General features: G+C 65.4%; 22 protein-coding genes. 13 read left to right on the top strand and 9 right to left on the bottom strand.

Annotated elements, in window-relative coordinates:
* The first annotated feature begins 15 nt into the window (after positions 1 to 15).
* The 3 genes from FSZ31_RS11140 to FSZ31_RS11150 all read left to right on the top strand — a co-directional run bounded on the left by FSZ31_RS11140 (position 16) and on the right by FSZ31_RS11150 (position 2,477).
* Entirely contained in the window at positions 16 to 450 is a 435-nt protein-coding gene (locus FSZ31_RS11140) for a DUF2231 domain-containing protein (RefSeq protein WP_147123455.1), read from the top strand.
* Positions 447 to 1,766: a PQQ-dependent sugar dehydrogenase gene (locus tag FSZ31_RS11145; RefSeq protein WP_147123457.1), complete on the top strand. Its 1,320-nt coding sequence runs from the start codon at positions 447 to 449 to the stop codon at positions 1,764 to 1,766. Before FSZ31_RS11140 ends, FSZ31_RS11145 begins: the two co-directional genes overlap by 4 nt.
* Positions 1,767 to 1,847: 81 nt before the next feature.
* The gene (locus tag FSZ31_RS11150; RefSeq protein ID WP_147123458.1) at positions 1,848 to 2,477 is read left to right on the top strand and encodes a hypothetical protein; all 630 of its coding nucleotides are present in this window, start codon (positions 1,848 to 1,850) and stop codon (positions 2,475 to 2,477) included.
* 51 nt (positions 2,478 to 2,528) lie between these two features.
* Here the strand turns inward: FSZ31_RS11150 and rimO are convergent, their stop codons facing one another.
* The 5 genes from rimO to serS form a co-directional block, all read right to left on the bottom strand.
* Entirely contained in the window at positions 2,529 to 3,905 is a 1,377-nt protein-coding gene (gene rimO / locus FSZ31_RS11155) for a 30S ribosomal protein S12 methylthiotransferase RimO (protein WP_147123460.1), read from the bottom strand.
* Between the two features lie 79 nt (positions 3,906 to 3,984).
* The gene (locus tag FSZ31_RS11160) at positions 3,985 to 4,839 is read right to left on the bottom strand and encodes an EAL domain-containing protein (RefSeq protein ID WP_147123461.1); all 855 of its coding nucleotides are present in this window, start codon (positions 4,837 to 4,839) and stop codon (positions 3,985 to 3,987) included.
* Positions 4,840 to 5,070: 231 nt separating this feature from the next.
* Positions 5,071 to 6,111, bottom strand: coding sequence for a potassium channel family protein (locus FSZ31_RS11165; protein ID WP_147123462.1), 1,041 nt, complete (start codon positions 6,109 to 6,111; stop codon positions 5,071 to 5,073).
* Complete coding sequence (gene surE / locus FSZ31_RS11170) at positions 6,111 to 6,875, bottom strand: 5'/3'-nucleotidase SurE (RefSeq protein WP_147123464.1); 765 nt, start codon at positions 6,873 to 6,875, stop codon at positions 6,111 to 6,113. Before surE ends, FSZ31_RS11165 begins: the two co-directional genes overlap by 1 nt.
* Positions 6,875 to 8,164, bottom strand: a complete 1,290-nt coding sequence (serS, locus tag FSZ31_RS11175) for a serine--tRNA ligase (protein ID WP_147123465.1) — start codon at positions 8,162 to 8,164, stop codon at positions 6,875 to 6,877. The genes surE and serS overlap by 1 nt, the downstream gene beginning before the upstream one ends.
* A gap of 79 nt (positions 8,165 to 8,243) precedes the next feature.
* On the opposite strand from serS, the gene FSZ31_RS11180 reads away from it, so the two are divergent.
* From FSZ31_RS11180 to FSZ31_RS11195, 4 genes are all read left to right on the top strand, one after another.
* Positions 8,244 to 8,684, top strand: a complete 441-nt coding sequence (locus tag FSZ31_RS11180) for a host attachment family protein (RefSeq protein WP_147123467.1) — start codon at positions 8,244 to 8,246, stop codon at positions 8,682 to 8,684.
* A gap of 231 nt (positions 8,685 to 8,915) precedes the next feature.
* Positions 8,916 to 9,464 (top strand): hypothetical protein, encoded by a 549-nt coding sequence (locus tag FSZ31_RS11185; protein ID WP_201739174.1) that lies wholly within the window; start codon positions 8,916 to 8,918, stop codon positions 9,462 to 9,464.
* Between the two features lie 765 nt (positions 9,465 to 10,229).
* Positions 10,230 to 10,694, top strand: coding sequence for an RNA polymerase-binding protein DksA (dksA, locus tag FSZ31_RS11190; RefSeq protein ID WP_147123470.1), 465 nt, complete (start codon positions 10,230 to 10,232; stop codon positions 10,692 to 10,694).
* 98 nt (positions 10,695 to 10,792) lie between these two features.
* The gene (locus FSZ31_RS11195; protein ID WP_161596015.1) at positions 10,793 to 11,194 is read left to right on the top strand and encodes a PilZ domain-containing protein; all 402 of its coding nucleotides are present in this window, start codon (positions 10,793 to 10,795) and stop codon (positions 11,192 to 11,194) included.
* A gap of 45 nt (positions 11,195 to 11,239) precedes the next feature.
* Here the strand turns inward: FSZ31_RS11195 and FSZ31_RS11200 are convergent, their stop codons facing one another.
* Complete coding sequence (locus FSZ31_RS11200) at positions 11,240 to 11,395, bottom strand: YdcH family protein (RefSeq protein ID WP_147123473.1); 156 nt, start codon at positions 11,393 to 11,395, stop codon at positions 11,240 to 11,242.
* 161 nt (positions 11,396 to 11,556) lie between these two features.
* Between FSZ31_RS11200 and FSZ31_RS11205 the strand changes: the two genes are divergently transcribed.
* The 6 genes from FSZ31_RS11205 to kynU all read left to right on the top strand — a co-directional run bounded on the left by FSZ31_RS11205 (position 11,557) and on the right by kynU (position 20,915).
* Positions 11,557 to 11,754, top strand: coding sequence for a YdcH family protein (locus FSZ31_RS11205; RefSeq protein ID WP_147123475.1), 198 nt, complete (start codon positions 11,557 to 11,559; stop codon positions 11,752 to 11,754).
* Positions 11,755 to 11,866: 112 nt separating this feature from the next.
* Positions 11,867 to 12,349 (top strand): DUF1465 family protein, encoded by a 483-nt coding sequence (locus tag FSZ31_RS11210; RefSeq protein WP_147123476.1) that lies wholly within the window; start codon positions 11,867 to 11,869, stop codon positions 12,347 to 12,349.
* Positions 12,350 to 12,452: 103 nt separating this feature from the next.
* Positions 12,453 to 14,576: an autotransporter assembly complex protein TamA gene (locus FSZ31_RS11215; RefSeq protein WP_236643787.1), complete on the top strand. Its 2,124-nt coding sequence runs from the start codon at positions 12,453 to 12,455 to the stop codon at positions 14,574 to 14,576.
* Positions 14,576 to 18,766 (top strand): translocation/assembly module TamB domain-containing protein, encoded by a 4,191-nt coding sequence (locus FSZ31_RS11220; protein WP_147123479.1) that lies wholly within the window; start codon positions 14,576 to 14,578, stop codon positions 18,764 to 18,766. The genes FSZ31_RS11215 and FSZ31_RS11220 overlap by 1 nt, the downstream gene beginning before the upstream one ends.
* A 68-nt stretch (positions 18,767 to 18,834) precedes the next feature.
* Positions 18,835 to 19,695 (top strand): alpha/beta hydrolase family protein, encoded by an 861-nt coding sequence (locus FSZ31_RS11225; RefSeq protein ID WP_236643788.1) that lies wholly within the window; start codon positions 18,835 to 18,837, stop codon positions 19,693 to 19,695.
* Complete coding sequence (gene kynU / locus FSZ31_RS11230) at positions 19,692 to 20,915, top strand: kynureninase (RefSeq protein WP_201739175.1); 1,224 nt, start codon at positions 19,692 to 19,694, stop codon at positions 20,913 to 20,915. The genes FSZ31_RS11225 and kynU overlap by 4 nt, the downstream gene beginning before the upstream one ends.
* Before the next feature lie 123 nt (positions 20,916 to 21,038).
* On the opposite strand, the gene FSZ31_RS11235 is transcribed toward kynU, so the two are convergent.
* From FSZ31_RS11235 to FSZ31_RS11245, 3 genes are read right to left on the bottom strand one after another with little or no spacing between them, the layout of a single operon-like run.
* Positions 21,039 to 22,460 (bottom strand): aldehyde dehydrogenase family protein, encoded by a 1,422-nt coding sequence (locus FSZ31_RS11235; RefSeq protein ID WP_147123480.1) that lies wholly within the window; start codon positions 22,458 to 22,460, stop codon positions 21,039 to 21,041.
* A gap of 46 nt (positions 22,461 to 22,506) precedes the next feature.
* The gene (locus tag FSZ31_RS11240; protein ID WP_147123482.1) at positions 22,507 to 23,067 is read right to left on the bottom strand and encodes an OmpA family protein; all 561 of its coding nucleotides are present in this window, start codon (positions 23,065 to 23,067) and stop codon (positions 22,507 to 22,509) included.
* A gap of 46 nt (positions 23,068 to 23,113) precedes the next feature.
* Complete coding sequence (locus tag FSZ31_RS11245) at positions 23,114 to 23,728, bottom strand: flavodoxin family protein (protein WP_147123483.1); 615 nt, start codon at positions 23,726 to 23,728, stop codon at positions 23,114 to 23,116.
* Between the last annotated feature and the right edge of the window lie 53 nt (positions 23,729 to 23,781).

Below are 23,781 nucleotides of genomic sequence, written 5' to 3' on the forward strand. Positions count from 1 at the left end.
ATGGAACGTGACACGATGCGACCCAGATTGGCGATCGGGGGCGTGCCGCTGCACGCGATGATCGTGCCCTTTCCGATTGCGTGCTTTGTCGGTGCAATGATTACCGACATCATCTATGCGCAGACTGCCGAGATCCAGTGGGCGAATTTTTCGGCGTGGCTGCTCGCCTTTGGCTGTTTCATGGGCGGCATCGCCGCGCTCGGCGGGCTGATCGACTATTTCGGTAATGCCAAGGCGGCGCGCCCCGCGATCGGCCTGTGGCACGGCATCATCAATATCTTCGTGTTGCTGCTCGGCCTGCTCAACAGCTTCGTTCATGCGCGCGACGGCTGGACGTCGGTCGTGCCGACGGGGCTGACGCTGTCGGTGATTACCGTGTTGCTGCTGACCGTTTCGGGCTTTCTTGGCCACCGCATGGCCTACACGCATATCGGGAGGACCGTACGATGACCCGCACCCGTTTTGCCGCCGCATTGACCGCGACACTGCTCGCCGCCGCCTGCAGTTCATCGCCGCCACCGCCCGACGGGCAGGTCGGCACGAACCCCAATCTGCCGTCGGCAACGCAATACCTGCTGCCGCCGATGAAAATCACGACGCCGGTCGGGTTCAAGGCGAACGAGACGCCGACCGTCCCCGCCGGTTTCCGCATCGTCGCGGTCGCGCGCGACCTCAGGGGGCCGCGCAATGTCCTGCCGCTGCCCAATGGCGACATCCTGGCGGTCGAGGCGGGCGGACCCGGCGGCGAGCCGGTGACGCGGCCCAAGGACCTGATCTACGGCATCGTCAAGGGCAAGGCGCACAGCCCGGTCAAGCCGGGCAACCGTGTCGTCCTGTTGCGTGACACGACCGGCGACGGGGTTGCCGACCAGCGCGCGGTGTTGATCGACAAGCTCAATTCGCCGTTCGGCATCGCGCAGGTCGGCGGCAATCTCTACGTCGCCGAGACCGACAAGATCGTCCGCTATGCCTTCACGCCGGGGCAGGCGAAAATCACCGGGCCGGGAACGATCCTGACCGAATTGCCCGCCGGGCCGATCGACCATCACTGGACCAAGAGCCTGACCGCGAGCCCCGACGGGACCAAGCTGTATGTCGGCATCGGATCGAACAGCAACATCGTCGAACGCGGCATCGGCGCCGAGTATGAGCGTGCGCGAATCTGGGAAGTCGATATCGCGACGGGCGCGCACCGGCCCTATGCTACCGGCCTGCGCAACCCCAACGGGCTGACCTTCCAGCCGGGGACCAATACGCTGTGGACGGTGGTCAACGAGCGTGACGAGATCGGCAACAACCTCGTCCCCGACTACATGACCTCGGTGAAGCCCGGTGCCTTCTACGGCTGGCCGTGGAGCTGGTATGGCCAGCATGTCGATATCCGCGTGATGCCGCGCAATCCGGCGATGGTGGCGAAAGCGATTGCACCCGATTACGCGCTCGGCCCGCATGTCGCGGCGCTGGGCCTCGCGTTCAACGTCGGCGGCGCGTTCGGAGCGCGGTTCGCGGGCGGCGCGTTCGTCGGTGAGCATGGCAGCTGGGACCGCGATGTGCCCAATGGTTACGAGGTCGCCTTCGTGCCCTTCGCGAACGGCAAGCCCGCAGGCAAGGCCGAGACTTTCGTCGGCGGCTTCCTCGACAAGGACAACCACACGCGCGGGCGGCCGGTCGGCGTGGCGTTCGATGCCAAGGGCGACCTGCTGATTGCCGATGATGTTGGGAACGCAGTGTGGCGGGTGAGTGCGGTGAAGAGGACGGCGGAGTAGGAAGCTTTAATAGGGACAAGGTTTCGCTCGACTACTCTTGATCCAATTGCGGACGTTTTGGTTTGTTGCCATAACGCGTCCATGACTTCTCCAGCTATTGGGCCGATGAGTGACGCTCTAGAGGCAGTTTATCGCGAATTCGCTTTGCCGAGGCCGCCGGTAATCGCAGGTTGCCCATGCTGCATTTCGACGCGGGGCTGCGATGTTTTACTGAGCACTTCATTACGCCAAATTAGTGGCCAGCAACTCTGGCGATATGTGTCGGGTGCATTCCTTACGGTCGGCGACGAAGCTGACTTCCGCTATCTGCTTCCGCGAATCCTAGATATATCGGTGAATGACCCAGCGAACGCGAATGATCCGCAAATTGTCATCGGAAAGCTCGGATTAGCCAATTTGCGGAATTGGACCACAGCGGAGCAGCAGGTAATCGAGGAGTTCTTGGACGCTTGGTTCGACCGGGCATTGGCTCGCGATCTTGCCGAAGCCGATCAGGACTGGATTGGCACGGAGGCTGAAAGCGTGCTTTGCGGAGTAGCAATTGCAGGGCTACCGCTGCATCGCTTGCTGGGTCGCTTGCAAGATCCGCACGCGGCACCCGTTCTCGCCGACCTGAAGAAGCGATTTCCAAGGCAATTGTCGGAGTTCTGGAAGGACGCCCCGAATGGTTTCACCGAGCTGTCTGCCATCTTGGCTCAAGATCAGCTGTAGGGCCGCTTACGAACCAATCGCGGACAATTAAATTCCAACGAGACGTAGTTCTTATGCCTCGATCGCTCCAAACAGATCATGGTCGTCTGCGTCCTCGATGAGCGCGTCGATGATGTCGCCCTGTTTCAGGCTCGCGGGGACGTTGCGGAGGTAGACGTGGCCGTCGATTTCGGGGGCGTCGGCCTGGCTGCGGCCGGTGGCACCGATGTCGCCGTCCTCGTCCGCATCGCCGACGATGTCGATGATGACGGGGAGCGTGCGGCCGACCTTGGCCTGGAGTTTCGCGGCGCTGATCGCAGCAGTTTTTTCCATCAGGCGCGCGAAGCGTTCTTCCTTAAGTTCCTCGGGTACCGGATCTGGCAGCGCGTTGGCGCGTGCGCCCTCGACGGGTTCGAAGCGGAAGCCGCCGACACGGTCGAGCTGCGCCTCGTCGAGCCAGTCGAGGAGATACTGGAAGTCCTCCTCGGTCTCGCCGGGGAAGCCGACGACGAAGCTCGAGCGGATGGTGAGATCGGGGCAGATGTCGCGCCACGCCTTGACGCGTTCGAGCACTTTCGCGTCGTTCGCCGGGCGGCGCATGCGCTTCAAGACCGCGGGCGCGGCGTGCTGAAAGGGGATATCGAGATAGGGCGTGATCAGCCCGTCGGCCATCAGCGGGATGACAGCGTCGACGTGCGGATAGGGATAGACGTAGTGCAGCCGGACCCAGGGCGGCGCGCCTTCGGGGGTGCGCAGCCCGCCGAGTTCGCGCGCGAGGTCGGTCATGTGCGTGCGGATAGTGTTACCGTGCCACTGGCGGTCCTCGTGGCGGACGTCGACCCCGTAGGCCGACGTGTCCTGCGAGATGACGAGCAGTTCCCTGGTCCCTGCCGAGACGAGCTTTTCGGCCTCGCGCAGGACCGCGTCGATGCGGCGGCTGACGAGCTTTCCGCGCAGGTCGGGAATGATGCAGAAACTGCACGCGTGGTTACAGCCCTCGGCAATCTTAAGGTAGCTGTAGTGGCGCGGAGTGAGCTTTAGCCCGCCTTCTGGGACGAGATCGACGAACGCATTTGGTACAGGCGGCACCGCCTCATGAACCGCGTTGACGACGTCCTCATACTGGTGCGCGCCGGTGATCGCCAGGACGCCGGGGTGGCGCGCGCGGATCAGGTCGGCTTCGCTGCCCATGCAGCCGGTGACGATGACGCGGCCATTCTCGGCAATCGCCTCGCCGATCGCGTCGAGGCTTTCCTCCTTGGCGGAATCGAGAAAGCCGCAGGTGTTGACGAGCACGACGTCGGCGCCGGCGTAATCGGGCGACAGCGCATAGCCGTCGCTCCTCAGCTTGGTGAGGATGCGTTCGGAATCGACCAGCGCCTTGGGGCAGCCGAGCGAAACCATGCCGACGCGCGGGGCGGGCGGGAAGCGGGTGAGGGTGTCTGTCATGTGAGGCGAGCGCCTCTAGACCAACGGAGCCGCGTTGTCCATCGGCGCTACGTGGCGGCGCAGCAGCGGCCCGACGGCGTCAGGCGCTACGATCGATCGGGGCGGTGACGCGGCTGTGCCATGGCGGGAAGCGGATGACATTGGCGCTATCGCCAACCGGTCCGGTGCCGGGCGCGTGCGAGCGGCGGTCGAGCGGCAATGGACGTCCGAGCAGATAGCCCTGGCCCAGTTCGACACCGAGATCGCCGAGCACGGCGAGTTCCTCGTGCGTTTCGATGCCTTCGGCGACGAGCTGGCTGTCTTCGTCGCGCGCAAATGCGACCATCGCCGAAACGAGATGACGGTGGATGCTGCCCGAGACGATCCCGCCGATCATCGAGCGATCGAGCTTGAGGATGTCGGGTTTGAGCTCGGCAATATGGCGCAGGCCGGCAAACCCCGCGCCGATATCGTCGGCGGCGATGCGCACGCCGCGGCTGCGCAATATGCTGAGTCGTTCGCGCAGCCGCCCATAATCGGCAACGGCGTCGTGCTCGGTCAGCTCGATCACCAGCCGCTCGGGCGGCGCACGCTCGAGCAACGACAGCGCGTTATCGTCGAGCAAGGTCGCGGGCGACAGGTTGACGGCGAGATAGCCGGGAATGTCGGGCAGGTCGCAGAGCGCTTCGGCCGCCGCCGCGAGTTCGAGCTCGAGGCCCAGGCCAAGACTGCGCGCGCAGACGAAGATCTCTTCGACGGGTCCGTGATCGGCACCGCCGAAGCGCGACAGCGCCTCGTAGCCGACGACGCGGCCCGTCGCCAATGCGCGGATCGGCTGATAGACGATGGCGACCGCCTGTGCGTCGATGAGCCAGCGGATATGCTGGTACATGTCGCTCGCGGTCCAGGGCGCGTGCTTGGCTCGTGACGTCTGTAATGCGGCATCGGTGGGCATCGGGTGATTCCTTTCGATTGCCAAACAAACGGCCAGACGTTCGAAAATATCCACCAAGGCTTGCGAAGAATTAACCTGTTGGCGAGTGAAAATCGCCCGTTAACCGTCTTCCAATCGGCGTAACGGGCTGTTCGCGTTCGACTTACCTTGAAGAACCGCCGCACTTCTTCGTCGATTCCACATGCGCTCTAGTGCGATCAACCAAACTATATTTGCGACAGGCCGATATCCCTATTCGAAATCCTCGCCCGGGACGATTTCGACGAGCAGGTCGCCGGGGTGCAGCGCGTGGCATTCCTGCTCCCAGAAACCGTACGGCACGCCGTTGCGATAGACGCGCGCGACGAGCTTGCGCCTGAGGTCGCTGACCGACTTCCCGACCTCTTCGTCGGTGACGACGCGTTCGATCAGCTTGACCCGGCCGGTGACGCTGGCAAGGTCGGCCATGTATTCGGCGATATGTTCGCCATGCGCCGATCCGGCGAGCAGCAGCCCGGCGAAATTGACCGGGTTGATGACGTTGGTCGCGCCGGCCTGGCGCGCGAGCAGTTCGTTGTCGCTCGAACGCACGACGACGCTGATCGGCAGTTTCTCGGCGAGGTGGCGGATCGTCAGCACGATCAGGATCGAGGTATCGTCGCGCCCCGCCGAGACGATCGCCGCGCGCGCCGTCTGGATGCGCACGTTGTTGAGCGTTTCGTCGCGTGTCGCGTCGGCGGCGATGACGTTGCAACCCATCGCCTCGGCGACGGCAAGGCCATCCTCGTTGCTGTCGATGACGACGATATCGGTCGCAGGCGTGCCGCGCGCGATGAGTTCCTTGACCGCTTCGGAGCCCGAGGTGCCGAAGCCGGCGACGACGACATGGCCGTCGAGACGTTTCTGAATATTGCGCATGCGCCAGTTATCCCATGTGCGTTTGAAAACGAAATTGTACGCGCTGCCGATGAAGATCAGCACGACGAAGATGCGGATCGGCGTTACCACCAGCGCATCGAACATCCGCGCCTGTTCGGTAACCGGGGCAATGTCGCCATAGCCCGTCGTGGTGATCGAAATCATCGTGAAATAGACAACGTCGAGGAAGCTGACGTGCCCGTCATAGTTGTCGCGCAGCCCTTCCTTGTCGAACCAGTGGACCGCGATCGCGATGCCGATCAGTGCAAGGACCGACAGGACGCGCCAGGCAATCGCGATCCAGGCCGGAGTGTTCGACGAGCGCGACAGCGTGTCATATTGTCCCTGGACGGGCCGTTTGCGCGGGGCCGGCATCAGTCGGCAAACCTCTCGGCGAGCGCGTCCATCGAGGGGTAATGGGTCAGTTCGAGGTGGAGCGGGGTGACCGCGATATAGCCGTCGGCGATCGCTTCGAGATCGCTTTCACGGCCCGGCGTATGTTCGACCGCCTGCAGCCCGAACCAGTAATAGCGAAAGCCGCGCGGGTCGCGGCCCTTGACGATGCTGCCGCGGCTGTAGTCGTGAAAGCCCTGGCGCGCGACGCGGATCCCCTTGACGTCGGCGGCGGCGAGGGCGGGAAAGTTGACGTTGATCAGCGTGCGCTTGGCAAACGGCATGTCGACGAGCTTGCGGATGACATCGGCGCCCCAGTGTTCGGCGGCGGCGAAGGGGACGGCGTTGCCCATATTCTCGCGCGCGGTGACCTGGCTCAGCGCGATCGATCTGATGCCGGCGAGGCTACCTTCGACCGCGGCCGAGACGGTGCCCGAATAGGTCACGTCGTCGCCAAGATTGGCGCCGCGATTGACGCCCGAAAGGATCAGGTCGGGCTTTTCGTCCATGATCTCGCCAAGCGCGAGCATCACCGCGTCGGTCGGCGTGCCGGTCACCGAGAAATGCCTCTCGCCGTGCTTGCGCACGCGCAAGGGATGAGAAAGCGTGAGCGAATGGCCCGCGCCCGACTGTTCCTCGGCCGGCGCGACGATCCAGATGTCGTCGCTCAGCTGGCGCGCAATGCTTTCGAGGACCTTCAGGCCGGGAGCGTGGACGCCGTCGTCGTTGGTCAGGAGGATCCGCATCAGCCGGCCTTCGCGTCGGGCACGAGCCGGTCGATGCCGCCCATGTAAGGCGTGAGGACATCGGGAACGACAACGCTGCCGTCGGCCTGCTGGTAGTTTTCGAGCACCGCGACGAGCGTGCGGCCGACCGCGAGGCCCGAGCCGTTGAGCGTGTGGACGAAGGCGGTGCCCTTGCCGCCCTCTGGCCGGTAGCGCGCGTTCATCCGCCGCGCCTGGAAATCGCCGCAGTTCGAGCAGCTCGAAATCTCGCGATACGCATTCTGTCCGGGCAGCCAGACTTCGAGATCATAGGTCCTCTTCGCCGAAAAGCCCATGTCGCCGGTGCACAGCAGCATCTTGCGATAGGGCAATTCGAGCGCCTGGAGGATCGCCTCGGCGGCGCCGGTCATGCGTTCGTGCTCGGCCTCGCTGTCCTCGGGACGGGCGATGCTGACGAGTTCGACCTTGTCGAACTGGTGCTGGCGAATGAGGCCTTTGGTGTCCTTGCCCGCTGCGCCGGCTTCGGAGCGGAAGCACGGGGTTAGCGCAGTGAAGCGCAGCGGCAGATCGGCATCGGCCAATATGCTTTCGCGCACGATATTGGTCAGGCTGACCTCGGCGGTCGGGATCAGCCAGCGGCCGTCGGTCGTGTGGAACAGGTCTTCGGAGAACTTGGGCAGCTGGCCGGTGCCGAACAGCGCCTCGTCGCGCACCAGCAGCGGCGGGACGCATTCGGTATAGCCCTGCTCGCCGGTCTGCTGGTCGAGCATGAACTGGCCGAGCGCGCGGTTAAGTCGCGCCATCGGTCCGCGCATCAGCGCGAAGCGCGCACCCGAGATCGCGACCGCGGTTTCGAAATCGAGACCGAGCGGCGGGCCGAGATCGGCGTGATCGCGGGCAGCGAAATCGAACGCGTGCGGCGTGCCCCAGCGGTCGACCTCGACATTGTCGCTTTCGTCGGCACCCTGCGGCACATCGTCGGCGGGCAGGTTGGGCAGTGCGGCGAGAACAGCGTCACGGCGTGCACGAAGCTCCTTTTCGCGCGCGTCGAGATCGGCGAGCCGGTCCTTGAGCCCGGCGACTTCGGCCATCAGCGCGCTTGCTCGGTCCTCGTCGCGGGCTGCCTTGGCCGCGCCGATCGCTTTGGATGCATCGTTGCGCGCAGCTTGCGCTTCCTGAGCTTCGGTCACGACCGCGCGATAGGCGGCGTCGATTTCGACAATGGCGGCCGAGGCAGGATCGGCCCCGCGCCGGGCAAGGCCGGCGTCGAAGGCTGTGGGGTTTTCGCGGATGAAACGGATGTCGTGCATAGCCAATGCTATGGCCGCGCACGCGAGCGGGTGCAACCCGCTGCCCCTTTGCGCGTTGGTGCTTCAGAAGGAGACCAGAATGCAAATACCCCATGACGGATTCGTTGTCGTAGCCGACGGCGCCAAGATGCTGTTCCTGCGCAACGAAGGCGATTCGGAACATCCCAACCTTCAGGTCGAGCGCAAGCGCAGCCAGGACAATCCCGCCAACAGCGAGCTCAAGGCCAATCGCAGCGGCCATGTCGGCAGTTCGGGCGCGCCCGGCGGGAGCAGCTACGAGGACACCGATTTCCACCAGCTGGCCGAGGACCGCTTTGCCAGCGAGACCGCCGACCTGCTCAAGACGCGCGCGCTCAACAATGATTTCGACAAGCTGATCATCGTCGCGCCGCCGAAGACGCTCGGCGAATTGCGCAAACATTATCACGGCGAGGTCGAAAAGCGCCTCGTCGGCGAGATCGACAAGGATCTCACCGGCCACCCGCTCGGCGAGATCGAAAAGATCATCGCCGCCAGCTGATCGAATAGACTTTCGACAAAAAAAGGGGAGCGGCCTGTCGGTCGCTCCCCTTCCGATTCGCGGCTGCCAGTGAAAGAGCCGTGAAAGCGATATGATAGGGCCTAGACGACGGCGCCCTCGGCGCCCTTGCGTGCCTTGAGCCGCTGACGCCCGACCAGCGCCGCTGCGGCCGCGCCGAACAGCAGGACCATTGGCGGAGCGGGTACGTCGGTCGGCGGTCCGCCGGTCGATGTGCTGCCGCCCGACGATGAAGCTGAGGATGATGCCGAAGAGCTGGCCGACGACGAAGCCGACGAAGAGGCGCTGCTGCTCGCCGACGAGCCCGACGAACCGCCGAAGCTCGACGAGCCACCCGAGGCAGACGAACTTGCCGAAGAGGCCGAGCTCGATGACGCCGACGAGGTCGAAGCGTTGTTGCCCGAAGACGTGCTGACATTGCCCGACGAGGTGCTGACCCCCGAGGAGGTGCTCACGCCGCTCGATGTGCTGACGTTACCCGACGAGGTCGAAACGCCGCCGGTCGAGGTGCTGACACCGCCGGTCGACGTCGAAACGCCGCCCGTCGATGTGCTGACGCCGCTCGAAGTCGAGGTGCTGCCGCCCGATGTCGACGTGCTGCCGCCCGAGGTCGAGGTGCTGACGCCGCCGGTCGACGAGGACGAGATGACAACGCTGTTGCCGCCACCCGACGATCCGCCGAAGAAGCCGCCAAAGAAGCCGCCGCCGAAGAAACCGCCACTGCTACCGCCGACCACGATCGGTGTGCCGCCGCCGCTATAGTCGAAATTGCCTGGCGGGGGGAGCGGGACATAGGGAATGGGGGCAGGCATTGGCTGCGCTGTCGTGACCACGGTCACCTTGGGAGCGGGGCAGGCCGTTACCGGCTGGCGCGCGATCACCCGGCGAATCCGCTTCGCCTGACGTGGCGCGGTACCCTTGCGAATGACGCGAACCTTCTTGACCGAGCCCTTCGTATTATAGGGGCGTTCCTGCGCCGACGGCGTGTCAGCAACATGCACCGCGCCGCCACCGATCAGCGCCCCGCCGCATGTGCAGGCGCATAATTTCGCCAAGGCCATCCGTACTGACATGGTTCACCACTCGCTTTGGCGGATCGGGTAATCGCAAAGACGCCAAGAGAGCGTCCGATCACCGTCGCCGCGGTTGATTGGGACTAAACGATGCCCCCCCCGGATCATGACTGCAACGTCATTAACCGTCTTGTTGCTCGAAAACCCTAACAATTGCACCCGCTAAGTGCATCGGCGGCAATCGCTGTGCCAAAACCGGACGTCACGATGCACAGTTATTGTCCCCCGACGCCTGTTTGAACATCGCCGCATGCCGCACACGATAGTCCGAATTTTGCAGATCAAAGGCGAGTCGCGCGATTGCGTGGCCTGTTCATCGCGGCGTCAATTTCATTCGACTATGGAGGCGAACGCGCTCGCCGGTTGAACTGTTGGAATCACAAGGCTATAGGCGCGCTGCAGAGGGACTACACGACCGGAAAACCGGCGTATCCAGGCGATCGGGGAGAGCGAAATGGGAGCGGAATTTGCGGTGAGTAAGGACGGCGCGACATTACCTGAAGTGCCGACCGATATCGGCGGCGACTATGTTCCGTCGGCCGACGAAGAGTTCATGGCTCCGCGCCAGCTCGAATATTTCCGCAAGCTCCTGACCGAGTGGAAGAAGTCGATTTTCGTCGAGGCCGAATCGACGCTTGCCGAGCTCCAGAACGGACCGCTCCGCGAGCCCGATCTTGCCGATCGCGCGTCGAGCGAGACCGACTGGTCGATCGAATTGCGAACCCGCGATCGCCAGCGCAAACTGATCGCCAAGATCGATTCCGCCCTGCGCCGCATCGATCAGGGCGAGTTCGGCTATTGCGAGGTGACCGGCGAGCCGATCTCGCTTGCACGCCTGACTGCGCGTCCGATCGCGACGATGACGGTCGAGGCGCAGGAGCGCCACGAGCGCAACGAGCGCGTTTCGCGCGACATCTGACGAGCGCAAAACCCGAGCTTATTCGCCGCGAGTTTACCATTTATAAAATGACCCGGCCTAGACCCGTATTGCACGAGTATGAGGGCACCGAACACACCATGAGCTTTCACGACAAAATCGAGACCGAACCGGCGCCTGTCCAAGAGGGCGAAGGTGCGCGGAAGGTCGATCGTGACAGCCTGTTCATGGCCGGGCAGCTCTACCTCGAAGATTCGACCAAGCCGATCGACGTGCGGATCCGCAATCTTTCGGCGGGCGGGCTGATGGCTGAACCCAATGCCTCGGTCGTCAACGGCCAGAACGTTCGGATCGAACTGCGCACCCTCGGGCTGGTGTCAGGCCGCGTTGCTTGGGCCAACGACCGGCAGTTCGGCATCGCCTTCGATACGCCGATCGACCCCAAGATCGTCCGCCGGCCGATCGGCGCGGCCGAGGTCGAAAAACCCTATACGCTGCGCAAGGTCGAGCATTATGCGCGGCCCGGTGTGAACACGCGCTAAGCCTGCGCCCAAGCGCCGGGCGGCAACCCGCTTGTCGCGCGCCGCCTATCGCAGGGCGATTTCCTCTTTGACCTTAAGCTTACGTTTCTTGAGCTCGGCTATCCGCGCAGTGTCTGGCGCGGGACGGCGTTCCTCGGTCGCGATCAGATCGTCGATTTCATGATGCCTGGCCTGGAGTGCTGCGACATGAGGGTGCGTCATTCTAACCTCGCTTTGGTTGGTGGACAGTCAAATTAAAACACAGGACGGCGCATTTGTCTCCCTCGAGTTTTCGGCGATGCGCCGGTCGCCGCCGACGGTGCGACGAACCGTTGGCGCGTGAGCGTCTTGCGCACGGCCCAAGGGCATGGGATATCAACGCGATGATCGTCAGCGACATTGCCCAACGGCTCGAGCACGCGCGGACCGAGCATCGCGATCTCGATGCGGCGATCGACGCGCTGAGCGCGCGGCCGGTTACCGACCAGCTGCAAATGGCGCGGCTGAAAAAGCGCAAGCTGTTCCTGCGCGACCATATCTGCTGGCTCGAAGACCACCTCCACCCCGACATCATCGCCTGACGGCAATCGCGGGGCGCGACTCGCCGGGGGCGCGTGCCCCAATCCAGATTTGGCACAGATTTTAGGGCGATCGGCGATTGGCGTTTCGCGGCGCGCGTGCAACATGGTCGCAATGGACGAAAACGACCCCCTTGGCCGCGGCAATACCGCGCTGATCCGCGGCAAGCTGGTCGAAAGCCTGTACGCGGAATCGATGCTGCTCGCCGACGAGGCGCGCGACTATTTCGAAACGCACCCCGAGCGCGCACCGGGAGAGATCGACGCGATCACGCGGATCGGCATGTCGTGCGAATGGCTCAAGACGACGACGCGGCTGATGCACGTCATCGCCTGGCTGCTGACCCAGCGCGCGGTCAATGTCGGCGAACTGACCGAGGCGCAGGCGAAGCTCCATGACCGCATGCTGGGCGAGGCGATTCCATCCGATCCTGCCGTTTGCCGCAGCCTGCCCGACGAAGCACGGTTGCTGATCGCGGCGAGCGAGCAGCTTTTTGCCCGCGCCCTGCGCCTGCAGGATGCGTTGGCGTCGCCTCGACCCGTCGGCCAGGGTCCGGCCCGCGCGCTGATCGAACGTGTCCAGGCGATGGTGGGATAGCTCTCGCGATCCCCGCCGTCCCTGCGAAAGCGGTGGCAATGCGCAGGCAACTTGCTACTGAATATGTGCGATGCGAGCAGTTTCAAACAGTTGTCGGGCCCGATTGTTACCCGCTGCGCTGGTCGCCCTGGCGCTGGGCCATGGCGTGGCCGCGCACGGCCAGGAGATTGCGCCGCCGCAACCCGACGCGAACGACGATCTCGCGCCGATCGACCCCGACCAGGACCTGGCACCGCTCCCCGACCTTGAGATCGACTGGCCCGAGCTCGACCAGGATCCGCCGCCGCTGGCGACGCTGAGCGACGAGGCGATGGCCAGCGATGCAGCGGCGCGACAGGCCGAAGCCGACGCCGCACGCGCTGCCAATCCGGGCGCGGTTGCCGACCTTGGCGATAGCAGCGACGAGACGATCGACGAGGTCGACCTGACGCTCGACACCCGCCAGCAGGAGGATGACGCCTTTCTTGGCGAAGCGGGGATCGAGCGCCCCTATTCGGTGCGTGTGGTCGGCATCGACGATTCGGAGAGCGAGGGGATCGCGGTTAACCGGCGCTTTGGCGAACTGTCGCAACTCGACGCGCGCGATGGCGACCCGGCGCTGGTCGCGCAAATCAACCGCCGTTCGGAAGCCGATGCCGAACTGCTCTATCGCCTGCTCAAGATCGACGGTTTCTACGATGCGCTGGTCGCATATGATTTCGTCCCCGACATCACCGCCCAGCGGGTCGAAGTCGTCTTCACCGTCACACCGGGCGAGCGCTATCCCCTGTCCGACGTGAACCTTGCCGGGCTCGACGCGGCGGCCGACGGCGACAGCGCGAAGTTCCGTGCCGATTTCCCCCTCGCGGTCGGCGACCCGGCCGACCAGGACGATGTCGTTGCCGGGCGCGAGGAGCTGTCGACCGCGCTGCAGGAAAATGGCTATCCCTTTGCGAGCGTCGACGATCCGGCGCTGACGATCGACCACGAGGCCATCAGCGGCGTTCTTGCCATGCCCGTCACGCCGGGCGGCAAGCGCAATTTCGGCCAGATCGTCGTGGAAGGAGGCAAGCCTTTCGACGCACGCCATACGCAGCTGATCGCGCGCTTTGAGCCCGGCGACCTCTACAAGGCGTCCGACATCGAAGACCTGCGCCGCGCGATCATTGCGACCAGCCTGGTGTCGCAGGTGACGATCGATCCGGTCGACAGCGGCGACGGCAAGAGCGTCGATGTCGCGGTCAAGATGATCCCGGCGCCGCCGCGCACAATCGCTGGCGAGATCGGCTATGGTACCGGCGAGGGGTTCCGTGCCGAGGTCAGCTGGGAGCACCGCAACTTCTTCCCGCCCGAGGGCCTGGTCCGGGCGCGGGCTGTGGCGGGCACGCGCGAACAGCTTGGTCACATCGTCTATCGCCGCAACAATTTCCTCCGCCGCGACCAGGTGCTGACCGCGCAGGCGCTCGCCAGCAACCAGCAGTTCGATGCCTATGACGCACGCACCGCTTTGATTTCAGGCGTGCTCGAACGCAAGACGACGCTGATATTCCAGAAGAAATGGTCGTGGAGCCTGGGCGGCGAGGTCGTCTATACTGCCGAGCGACCGTCGCCCAATGCGGTCAATCCGCCGCCGCGCACGACCTATTACATCGCCGCCTTGCCCGGCAGCCTCTATTACGACGGCAGCGACGACCTGCTTGATCCCAAGACCGGTTTTCGTCTCGGCGGACGGCTGTCGCCCGAATTCTCGCTCGCCAGCAACAATGTCGGCTATGCACGGGTCCAGCTCGACGGCAGCTATTACCGTCCGGTCAACGACAAGGTCGTGCTCGCCGCACGCGTCCGTCTGGGGACGATTGCCGGTGCGGCGACCGCCGACATCGCCCCGTCGCGGCGCAATTACGCGGGCGGTGGCGGATCGGTGCGCGGCTATGGCTATCAGGCGATCGGTCCGCGCGATGCCTTCAACGATCCGATCGGCGGACGCGGCCTCATCGAACTGAGCGGCGAGGCGCGCATCAGGCTCGACATGTTCGGTGGCAATTTCGGCGTCGTGCCGTTCGTCGACGCGGGCAACGTCTATGACAGCCAGTTTCCCGATTTCTCCGGACTGCGCTTGGGTGCCGGTGTTGGTATCCGCTATTACACCAATTTCGGCCCGATCCGGGTCGATGTCGGCACGCCGCTCAATCCGCGCCAGGGCGACCCGCGCGTCGCAGTCTATGTTTCGCTGGGCCAGGCATTCTGATGGCAGCAGGCGCCGACACCGGCGAGGACCCGCCCGCCGCGCGCCGTCGCTGGCGGTTCCGCAAGGCGCTCGCCTGGTTGGTCGGCATTGCCACCGCGATCGTCGCATTGGTCACGATCGCGCTCGTCGCGATCGACACCGATGCCGGCCATCGCGCGCTGATCGACCGGATCGAAGCGATGGCTCCGGCGTCGGGCCTCAAGATCAAGATCGGGCGGATCGACGGCTCGCTCTATGGCGAGGCGGTGCTGCACGATGTGCGGTTATACGACACCAAGGGTCTGTTTTTCCGCGCATCGACCGCCGAACTCGACTGGTCGCCGCTGCTCTATCTTACCGCCAACCGGCTCGATATCGACCGGCTCAAAATTCCGCGCGCGATGCTGTGGCGGCTGCCGGCGCTCGTCCCGTCGAAGGAAGAAAAGCCGATCCTGCCCGGGTTCGATATCCGCATCGGCGCGCTCGATGTCGAGCAGCTGGTCCTTGGCGAGGCGATTTCGGGCAAACGCCACGTCGCGTCGCTCAAGGGCAATGTCGATATCCGCTCGGGCCGGGCCGAGGTCGACCTGGCCGCCGCGCTGCGCGACGGTGACGACAAGGCACGGCTCAAGCTCGTCAGCATCCCGGCCAACCGGCGGTTCGACATCGACCTTGCGGTGACGGCGTCGGCGGGCGGCGTTCTGGCCGCGATGACCGGCTATAAGAACGGCTTTACCGCGACGCTCGATGGCGACGGCGATTACGACAAATGGGACGGCCGGCTCGTTGCCGACAGCGCGGGCAGCAAGCTTGCGCGCGTGTCGCTCGGCGTACGGCGCGGACTGTACAGCTTTGACGGAACGCTCAACGCGCAGCGCCTGCTGAGCGGGCTCCCCGCGCGTCTGGGCGGTCCCGCGCTGCGTGTCACGGGCAAGACGACCTTCGCCGACCGCCGCCTCGACGGCACGATATCGCTGCGCTCGGCCGCAATGACGCTCGACGGCAAGGGGCGGATCGATCTTGGCCGCAACAGCTTTTCCAACCTCAGGCTCGATGCGCGGCTGTTGCAACCGAGCGCGCTGGTCAAGTCGATGCGCGGCCGCGATATTCGCGGATCGCTCCTGCTCGATGGTCCAATGTCCGCGCCGCGATTCGAATATCGCCTGACCTCGCCCGCCATCGCTTTCGGCCAGTCGGGTTTCGAGCAGGTCGAAGCGCGCGGACGCGGCCGGATCGGCAAGAGCGTGGCGCAGATCCCGGTCCTGCTGACCGCCGCGCGCGCGACCGGCATGGGCAAATTGGGCGCCGACATCCTCTACGGGCTGCGTGCCGAGGGCGTGTTGCAGCTCAAGGACTCGATCCTGACGAGCGATCTCATCCGCGTCACCACGCGCCGCGTCCAGGGCAAGATCGTCCTGCTCGCCAACCTCAAGACCGGCGATTTCACCATCGGCTTCGACGGCGCGCTGCCGGGCTATGAAATCCCGGGGCTCGGTCGCGTCGATCTGATCAGCAACCTGAAGGTGCAGCCGCGCAGCGACGGCAGCACCGGTGTCGGGGGAACCGCGACGGCGACGCTTCGGCGGCTCGACAACGGCTTCCTGCGCGGCCTTGCCGGCGGCTTGCCGAAGATCACGACCAACCTGTCGCTCGATCCCGGCGGGCGGATCAGCTTCACCAACCTGCGCCTGTCGGCGCCCGATCTCAATCTCACCGCGAGCGGTTATCGCCGTCGCGACGGCAGCTTCCATTTCGAGGGCGGTGGCCGCCATGCGCGCTATGGCCCGCTCACACTGACACTCGACGGGGCGATCGACCGACCCAAGGTCCGGCTCGTCTTCGCAAGTCCGCTCGACGCCGCGGGTCTCGCCGACGTCGGCGTTTCGCTCGACCCGACTGATTCGGGCTATGTCTTCGTCGCGGGGGGGCAATCGCTGCTCGGTCCGTTTACCGCCGAGGGCGCGGTGCTGCTGCCGAAGGGCGCCGATGCGATCATCCAGGTTACACGGCTGACCGTCGCCAACACCGTTGCGCGCGGCCGGCTGCGCCCAGTGACCGGCGGGCTGGTGGGGGCGCTGGCGGTATCTGGAGGCGGCCTGACCGGCGAGGTCGATCTCGACATGGTCGGCGGCGTCCAGCGGATCGCGGCGGCGCTGGTGGCGCGCGATGCCAGCTTCCCGGGGCCGCCGGCGATCACCATCCGTCGCGGCAAGCTCGACATCGTCGCGCTGCTCGATCCCGCCGGCACGAGCATCGACGCCAAGCTCGACGGGCAGGGGATCCGGCGCGGGTCGCTTTCGATCGCCAATGTCTCGGCATCGGCCAAGCTCGTCGACGGATCGGGCACCGTCCGGACCAAGATATCGGGCGCACGCGGACGCGAGTTCGTGTTCGAAGCGGTTGCCGCGATCGCGCCCGGGCGCGTCCGCATCTCGGGCGGCGGTTCGGTCGATGGCCGCGCGCTGCGCCTGACGCGGCCAGCCTTGCTCATAAAGGGCGAGGACGGCTGGCGCCTGCGCGCGGCCGAGCTGGCGCATAACGGCGGCACGCTTCGTCTTGCCGGCCAGTTCGGGCGCGACATCGAGTTCGACGCGGGGCTCAACAACCTGCCGCTCGCGCTGCTCGATATCGGCTATCCCGAACTCGGCCTGGGCGGGCGCGCAACGGGCACGATCCAGTACCGCTCGCATGCCGGTGAACTGCCGACAGGCAAGGCCGATCTGCGCGTTCGGCGCCTCAGTCGTTCGGGCGTCGCGCTGAGTTCGGAGCCGATCGACCTGGCCTTCACCGCCGCGTTGAGCGCGCGCAGCGCGGCGATGCGCGGCATCATCGGCGACGGCAGCGGCAAGACGGTCGGGCGGATCCAGGGGCGCGTCAGCCCGCTCGCCAGCGGCGGCGACATCATCCAGCGGATCGCCAGCGCGCCGCTGTTCGCGCAGCTGCGCTATGCCGGTCCGTCGGATACGCTGTGGCGCCTGACCGGAGTCGATGCGCTTGATGTGTCAGGGCCGATCCAGCTTGCCGCCGACGTTCGCGGCAAATTGTCGGATCCGCTGATCCGCGGGACGATGCGGACCGAAAACGCGCGGATCGAAAGCGTCCTTGCCGGCATCGTGTTGACCGATACCAAGGCGGTCGGCCGCTTCGACGGTTCGCGGCTCGAATTGCGCGGCATATCGGGCAGGACGCGTGGCGGCGGCACGGTGACCGGCAGCGGTACGCTCGATCTCGCCTCGGCGCGCGGCTTCGGCATGGACATGAAGCTCGACGCGCGCGACGCCGAGGTGCTCAATCGCGACGATATCGGCGCGACCGTGTCGGGCCCGCTCAGGATCACCTATGACAACAAAGCCGGCGGGCTGATCTCGGGCGAGGTGACGCTCGACAAGGCGCGCTTCAGGCTCGGCCAGGCGGCGGCTGCCGAAGCATTGCCGGTGGTCAAGGTGACCGAGATCAACGGGCGCGCCGACATGCCCGATTTCGGCAACCCGGCGGCGCCGTGGCGGCTCGACCTCAAGGCCAAAGCGCGCAACCAGCTCGCCGTTACGGGTCTTGGCATCGACAGTGAATGGGGCGCCGACCTCGCGATTTCGGGGACCGTGACCAATCCGCGGATCGTCGGCACCGCGACGCTGGTGCGCGGCGTCTACAGCTTTGCGGGGCGCAATTTCCGCCTCGACACCGGCGATATCCGGTTCGTCGGACGCAGCCCGGTCGATCCGGTGCTCGACATTGTCGCGGTCAGCGAAGTCAGCGGGATCAACGCGACGATCAACGTCCGCGGCACCGGCCAGCGGCCCGAGATCAGCTTTGCCAGCGTGCCGGCATTGCCCGAGGACGAATTGCTCAGCCGGATCCTGTTCGGCAGTTCGATCACCGACATTTCGGTCGCCGAAGCGGCGCAGCTTGGTGCGGCGCTGGCCAGCCTGCGCGGCGGTAGCGGCGGGCTCGACCCGATCAACTCGCTGCGCAAGGCGGTCGGGCTCGACCGGCTGCGCATCCTTCCCGCCGACGCGACGATCGGACAGGGAACCGCGGTTGCGGCTGGCAAATACATCACCCGGCGGCTCTATGTCGAAGTCATCACCGACGGGCAGGGCTATTCAGCGACGCGCGCCGAGTTCCAGATCTTCCGCTGGCTGTCGATCCTCTCGACGATTTCGACGATCGGGCGGCAAAGCGCCAACGTGCGCGTTTCGAAGGATTATTGATGCGCACGGTTATATTGGCCACACATCTGGCCTTGGCAGGCTCGCTCGCGGCATGCCAGACCGCGCCGATGACCGACACCACGCCCACCGACCAGATCGCCGAACCCGCGCCTGCTGTCCCGATGCAGTGGGGTGACCTGCTTGAGCGCGCAAAGCCCGCGCCCGACGCGACGATCAGCTATGGCACCGATCCGCTCAACGTTGTCGACATCTGGCAACCGGCGGGCAAAGGGCCGCATCCGGCGGTGATCATGATCCACGGCGGTTGCTGGAAAACCGACATCGCGCAGCGCGACATCATGAACTACATCGCCGCCGACCTGCGCAGCGACGGCATCGGCGTGTGGAACATCGAATATCGCGGCGTCGATCGCGCCGGCGGCGGCTATCCCGGCAGCTACCAGGATGTTGGCGAGGCCGCCGACCTGTTCGCCGCGCGCGGCGCCGGGTTCGGGTTCGATACGACCAAACGCGTTGCGATCGGCCATTCGGCGGGCGGGCATCTCGCGCTGTGGCTCGCGCAGCGGCCCGCGCTGCCGACCGCTTCGCCGATCCGCGGCGCCCGTCCGATCGCGCTCGACGCGGCGATCAGCCAGGCGGGCATCCCCGACCTGCGCCAGGGCGAAACCTTGCCCGACCACCCGTGCGGCGATGCAGGCGCGCGGGCAATGGCGGCGGGCCATTATGCCGAGACGGCCCCGCAGGAAATGCCGCTGACCGACACGCCGCAATATCTGTTCAACACCAGCGCCGACTGGGTCGCGCCCTATGCCTATGGCGAGGCGTATCGCGATGCGATGGCAAAGCGCGGCAAGTCGGTCGTCCTCGCGCAGACCGCGGGTGAAGGCCATGTCGAACACATTGCGCCCGAGGGGAAGACCTGGGCGCTGCAAAAGGCGCTGATCAAGCAGCTGCTGGGGATGAAATGATCACACTCGACGAAGCCCGCGCGCGCGATGCGGCCGATCCGCTGCGCCACCATCGCGACGGTTTCGCGCTGCCTGCCGGGACAATCTATCTCGACGGCAATTCGCTCGGAGCGCTGCCCAGGGCGGCGGTCGCGGTCATGCACGATGCGGTGACGCGGCAATGGGGCGAACGGCTGATCCGCAGCTGGAACGAGGCCGACTGGATCGGCGCGCCGCAGCGGATCGGCGACAAGATCGCACGAGTGGTTGGAGCCAAGGACGGCGAGGTCATCGTCGCCGATTCGACCTCGATCAACATCTTCAAGCTGCTCACCGCGCTGACTGCGCAGCGCCCCGAGGCGACGCATATCCTCTCGGAAAGCGGCAATTTCCCGACCGATGTCCATATCGCCGCCGGTGCTGCGCGCGCGGCGGGGATCGATCTGCGCCTCGTGACCCGCGCGGACATCGCCGGGGCGATCGCCGACGACACCGCCGCGCTGCTGCTCACCCATGTCCATTACAAGAGCGGCGCGCGCTACGACATGGCGGCGCTGACTACAGCCGCGCGCGCGACGAGCGTGCCCGTGATCTGGGACCTGTCGCACAGCGCCGGCGCGGTGCCGCTCGACCTCGCTGCAGCGGGCGCCGAATATGCCGTTGGATGCGGCTACAAATATCTCAACGGCGGTCCCGGCGCGCCCGCGTTCGTCTATGTCGCGCGCGAGCGGCAGGCGGCGCTGCGGCCCGCGTTGCAAGGCTGGATGGGCGATGCGCGCCCGTTCGCATTCGAGGACGCGTACGAGCCCGCGCCGGGCATGGGCCGGATGCTGATCGGCACCGCGCCGGTCCTGTCGCTGCTCGCGCTCGAATGCGGCGTCGATGCAATGCTCGCCGCTGATCGCGACGCGCTGTGGGCCAAGTCGCAGGAACTGTTCGACATGCTGACCGGCCTGATGGCCGAACGCTGCCCCGACTTCACCCTCGTCACCCCGACCGATGCTGAGCGGCGCGGCAGCCATGCGAGCTTCGCGCACGCCGACGCCTGGCCGATCAACCGCGCGCTGATCGACGCGCAAGTGATTGGCGATTTTCGTGCGCCCGACGTCCTGCGCCTCGGCCTGACGCCGCTCTATACGAGCTTCGAGGACGTCTGGCGCGCGGTCGATGTGCTCGCCGATATCATGGCGAACGAGACGTGGCGGAAGCCCGAATATGCCGTGCGATCGGCGGTGACGTGAGCTGATCGGGTGTCCAGCATACCCCCATCCCGCTCACCCTGACCCTGTCGAAGGGTCAGCGCGCGCTTGGACTTCGACACGCTCAGCCTGAGCGGGATTGGGAGGGAATAGCCTCGCTTTTCGTTATCCGAACGTGACGCCCTTCACTTCCATGAACTCGTCGAGACCGATCGATCCCCCGCCTTCGCGGCCGTTGCCGCTGGCCTTGTAGCCGCCGAAGGGCAGGCCGGCGCCGGGGCCCCAGGTGTTGATCGTGACGTTGCCCGCGCGCAGTCTTTTGGCGATCGGGCGGGCGGCGTCATGGTCACCCGATATCGTCGCCGAAAGGCCGTAATCGGTGTCGTTGGCGAGGCGCACGCCTTCGTCGACGTCGGCATAGCTGGTCAGCGTTGCGACGGGACCGAAGGTTTCCTCGCGCCAGATGCGCATTTCGGGCGTAACGTCGGCGAGGACGGTCGGGCGGATGTAATAGCCGCGGTTGGTGCCCTCGGGCAGGCCGGTGCCGCCGGTGACGACGCGCGCGCCCTCATCGATCGCCGACTGGATCAGGCCCTGGACCTTGTCGAACTGCGCCTTGTTGACGAGCGGGCCGATATGGCCGCCCTCGCTGGCGGGGTCGCCGACCTTGACGCTTTCAAACACCTGCTTGGTAAACGCTTCGACACGCTCGGCGTCGCTGGCGTGGACGAGCAGGCGGGTGGGAGCAATGCAGCTCTGGCCCGAATTGGCGATGACGCCCTGCAGCGTTGGCGGCAGGACGGTCTCGATATCGGCGCCCTCGAGGACGAAATTGGGTGCCTTGCCACCGAGCTCCTGATGGACGCGCTTGACCGTCGTTGCCGCTGCCTTGGCGACCTCGATGCCGGCGCGCGTAGATCCGGTGAAGCTCACCATGTCGATATCGGGATGCGCCGAGATCGCCGCGCCGACCTCGGGTCCACGACCCTGGACGAGGTTGAAGACGCCCGGCGGGACACCCGCGGCGTCCATCACCTCGGCGAGGATGGCGGCGTTGGTCGGGCATTCTTCCGAGGGTTTCAGAACCATACAGTTGCCCGCCGCGATGCACGGGCCGACCTTGGCGGTGATCTGGTTGAGCGGCCAGTTCCACGGCGTGATCATGCCGACAACACCGATCGGTTCGTGACGGATACTGTTGCCGCGCACGTCGGTTTCGAATTCGAAATCGGCAAGCGCTTTCGCCGCGCCGATGAAGTGCGACAGGCCCGCACCGACCTGTGCGGTCGAGGCGAAGCTGATCGGCGCGCCCATTTCCTCCGACACCGATTTGGCGATGTCGGGCATGCGCTTCTTATACTCTTCGATGATCCGGCCGAGCAGTTCGCCGCGTTCTTCGGGCGTCGTCTGCGAGAAAGTCTCGAACGCCTTGCGCGCTGCGGCGACCGCCTTGTCGACATCGGCAGCCGTGCCCGCGGTGATGACCGCGCAAGCTTCTTCGGTCGCCGGGTTGATCACCTCTATCCGCTCGCCGCCGTCGCTGTCGGTCCACTGGCCATCGATATAGTTCTGAAGCTGTTCGCGCATGATTGGGTCCTTGGTACTGGATGAATGGAAAAGGGTCGGTGCGGCCTCAGCGCCGCTCGACCATGAATTCGACGCGGCGTTTATCACGGTTGACGCTGGTGCCGATCTCGCCGCCGATGATCATGTTGACCGCGGTGTCCGGAATGCCTGCGGCGCCGAGCGCCTGTTGCACCGCGAGCGCGCGGTCGGCGGCGAGCTTGCGGTTAGCCTCGACGGTGCCTTCGGGATCGGCGAACGCAGTGACGGTAATTGCTGCGGTGGGGAAGTCCTTGAGCACGCCTGCGACATCGGCGATCTGTGCCTTCGCGGCGGCATCGAGCGTGGCCGAGCCCGAGGCGAAGGTGACGCGGTCGAGTTCGAACCTTTTGCCGACCGCTTCGTCGCCCGACAGGTAGCGGCGCACTTCGTCGGGTGAATAGACCGCGACGTCGTCCTTGCCCGCCATCGCCATGTCGTTGGGCTGGTCGTTGATGACGACGGTCTCATTGGCTGCGGCGGCGTTGCCGTTGGCGTTATCACCATTGCAGCCCGCGAGCACGAGGCATCCCGCAAGTGCAATCGGAAGCGCAGCACGAGCGCGTTTAGTTGTGGCGCATTCGATCGGCATGCTCTGTCTCCCGTTACCGGTCACCTGGCGAGGGACGGTACTATCTTCAACCCGGATAAGGCGCGTTTTTGAGCAGGCGCGCAAGATGCGCCGCGTTGCCGGCGACCATCTTGGCGGTTTGCGTGACCTTTTGCGGCCGGTGTTCGAGGTCCTGGAAATCGGTTCCGTGCATCGCCTCGCCGACCCAGTAGCAGGCGGCGACGGCGGGGATCGTCCAGCCGGTATCGTTGAGGCTTTGGCCGACCTGCGCGGTGACGTTGTGCGCGCCGTCCTCATTGCCGACGATCGCCATGACGGCGACCTTCGAATAGCTCGGCATGCGGCCCTGATCGTCGGTCTCGCCGAGAAAAGCGTCCATCCGTTCGAGCACCAGCTTGGCGACCGAGGAGGGCTGGCCCATCCAGATCGGCGTGCCGAAGATCAGGATGTCGGCGGCCAGGATCTTGGCGCGGATTGCGGGCCAGGCATCGCCATCACCCTCGTCCGACGAGACGCCCCATTTGACGTTATGCGCGGCGATCCGGATCGTTTCGGTCAGCGTCACGTCGAGCTCGGCGAAATGTTCGGCGAGGACGCCGATCATCGCGTCGGTCGACGATTTGGTCTTTTGATCGGATTTGAGCGTGCAGTTGATCGCGATCGCGTTGAGCGGCTTGGCCATGAAATCTCCTCTGCGCGATCAACGGACGAAGCCGGTTTTATATCCGTATTCGA

The sequence above is a fragment of the Flavisphingopyxis soli genome (genome assembly GCF_007995095.1).
GTDB lineage: Bacteria > Pseudomonadota > Alphaproteobacteria > Sphingomonadales > Sphingomonadaceae > Flavisphingopyxis > Flavisphingopyxis soli.

Coding starts and splice junctions, on each gene's coding strand:
- surE (WP_147123464.1), bottom strand. CDS start 6,875: ATGCGGATCCTCCTGACCAACGACGACGGCGTCCACGCTCCCGGCCTG.
- FSZ31_RS11240 (WP_147123482.1), bottom strand. CDS start 23,067: ATGCCGATCGAATGCGCCACAACTAAACGCGCTCGTGCTGCGCTTCCG.
- serS (WP_147123465.1), bottom strand. CDS start 8,164: ATGCACGACATCCGTTTCATCCGCGAAAACCCCACAGCCTTCGACGCC.
- rimO (WP_147123460.1), bottom strand. CDS start 3,905: ATGACAGACACCCTCACCCGCTTCCCGCCCGCCCCGCGCGTCGGCATG.
- FSZ31_RS11205 (WP_147123475.1), top strand. CDS start 11,557: ATGATCGTCAGCGACATTGCCCAACGGCTCGAGCACGCGCGGACCGAG.
- FSZ31_RS11225 (WP_236643788.1), top strand. CDS start 18,835: ATGACCGACACCACGCCCACCGACCAGATCGCCGAACCCGCGCCTGCT.
- FSZ31_RS11180 (WP_147123467.1), top strand. CDS start 8,244: ATGCAAATACCCCATGACGGATTCGTTGTCGTAGCCGACGGCGCCAAG.
- dksA (WP_147123470.1), top strand. CDS start 10,230: ATGGGAGCGGAATTTGCGGTGAGTAAGGACGGCGCGACATTACCTGAA.
- FSZ31_RS11210 (WP_147123476.1), top strand. CDS start 11,867: ATGGACGAAAACGACCCCCTTGGCCGCGGCAATACCGCGCTGATCCGC.
- FSZ31_RS11145 (WP_147123457.1), top strand. CDS start 447: ATGACCCGCACCCGTTTTGCCGCCGCATTGACCGCGACACTGCTCGCC.
- kynU (WP_201739175.1), top strand. CDS start 19,692: ATGATCACACTCGACGAAGCCCGCGCGCGCGATGCGGCCGATCCGCTG.
- FSZ31_RS11245 (WP_147123483.1), bottom strand. CDS start 23,728: ATGGCCAAGCCGCTCAACGCGATCGCGATCAACTGCACGCTCAAATCC.
- FSZ31_RS11140 (WP_147123455.1), top strand. CDS start 16: ATGCGACCCAGATTGGCGATCGGGGGCGTGCCGCTGCACGCGATGATC.
- FSZ31_RS11235 (WP_147123480.1), bottom strand. CDS start 22,460: ATGCGCGAACAGCTTCAGAACTATATCGATGGCCAGTGGACCGACAGC.
- FSZ31_RS11160 (WP_147123461.1), bottom strand. CDS start 4,839: ATGCCCACCGATGCCGCATTACAGACGTCACGAGCCAAGCACGCGCCC.
- FSZ31_RS11195 (WP_161596015.1), top strand. CDS start 10,793: ATGAGCTTTCACGACAAAATCGAGACCGAACCGGCGCCTGTCCAAGAG.
- FSZ31_RS11200 (WP_147123473.1), bottom strand. CDS start 11,395: ATGACGCACCCTCATGTCGCAGCACTCCAGGCCAGGCATCATGAAATC.
- FSZ31_RS11165 (WP_147123462.1), bottom strand. CDS start 6,111: ATGCCGGCCCCGCGCAAACGGCCCGTCCAGGGACAATATGACACGCTG.
- FSZ31_RS11150 (WP_147123458.1), top strand. CDS start 1,848: ATGACTTCTCCAGCTATTGGGCCGATGAGTGACGCTCTAGAGGCAGTT.
- FSZ31_RS11220 (WP_147123479.1), top strand. CDS start 14,576: ATGGCAGCAGGCGCCGACACCGGCGAGGACCCGCCCGCCGCGCGCCGT.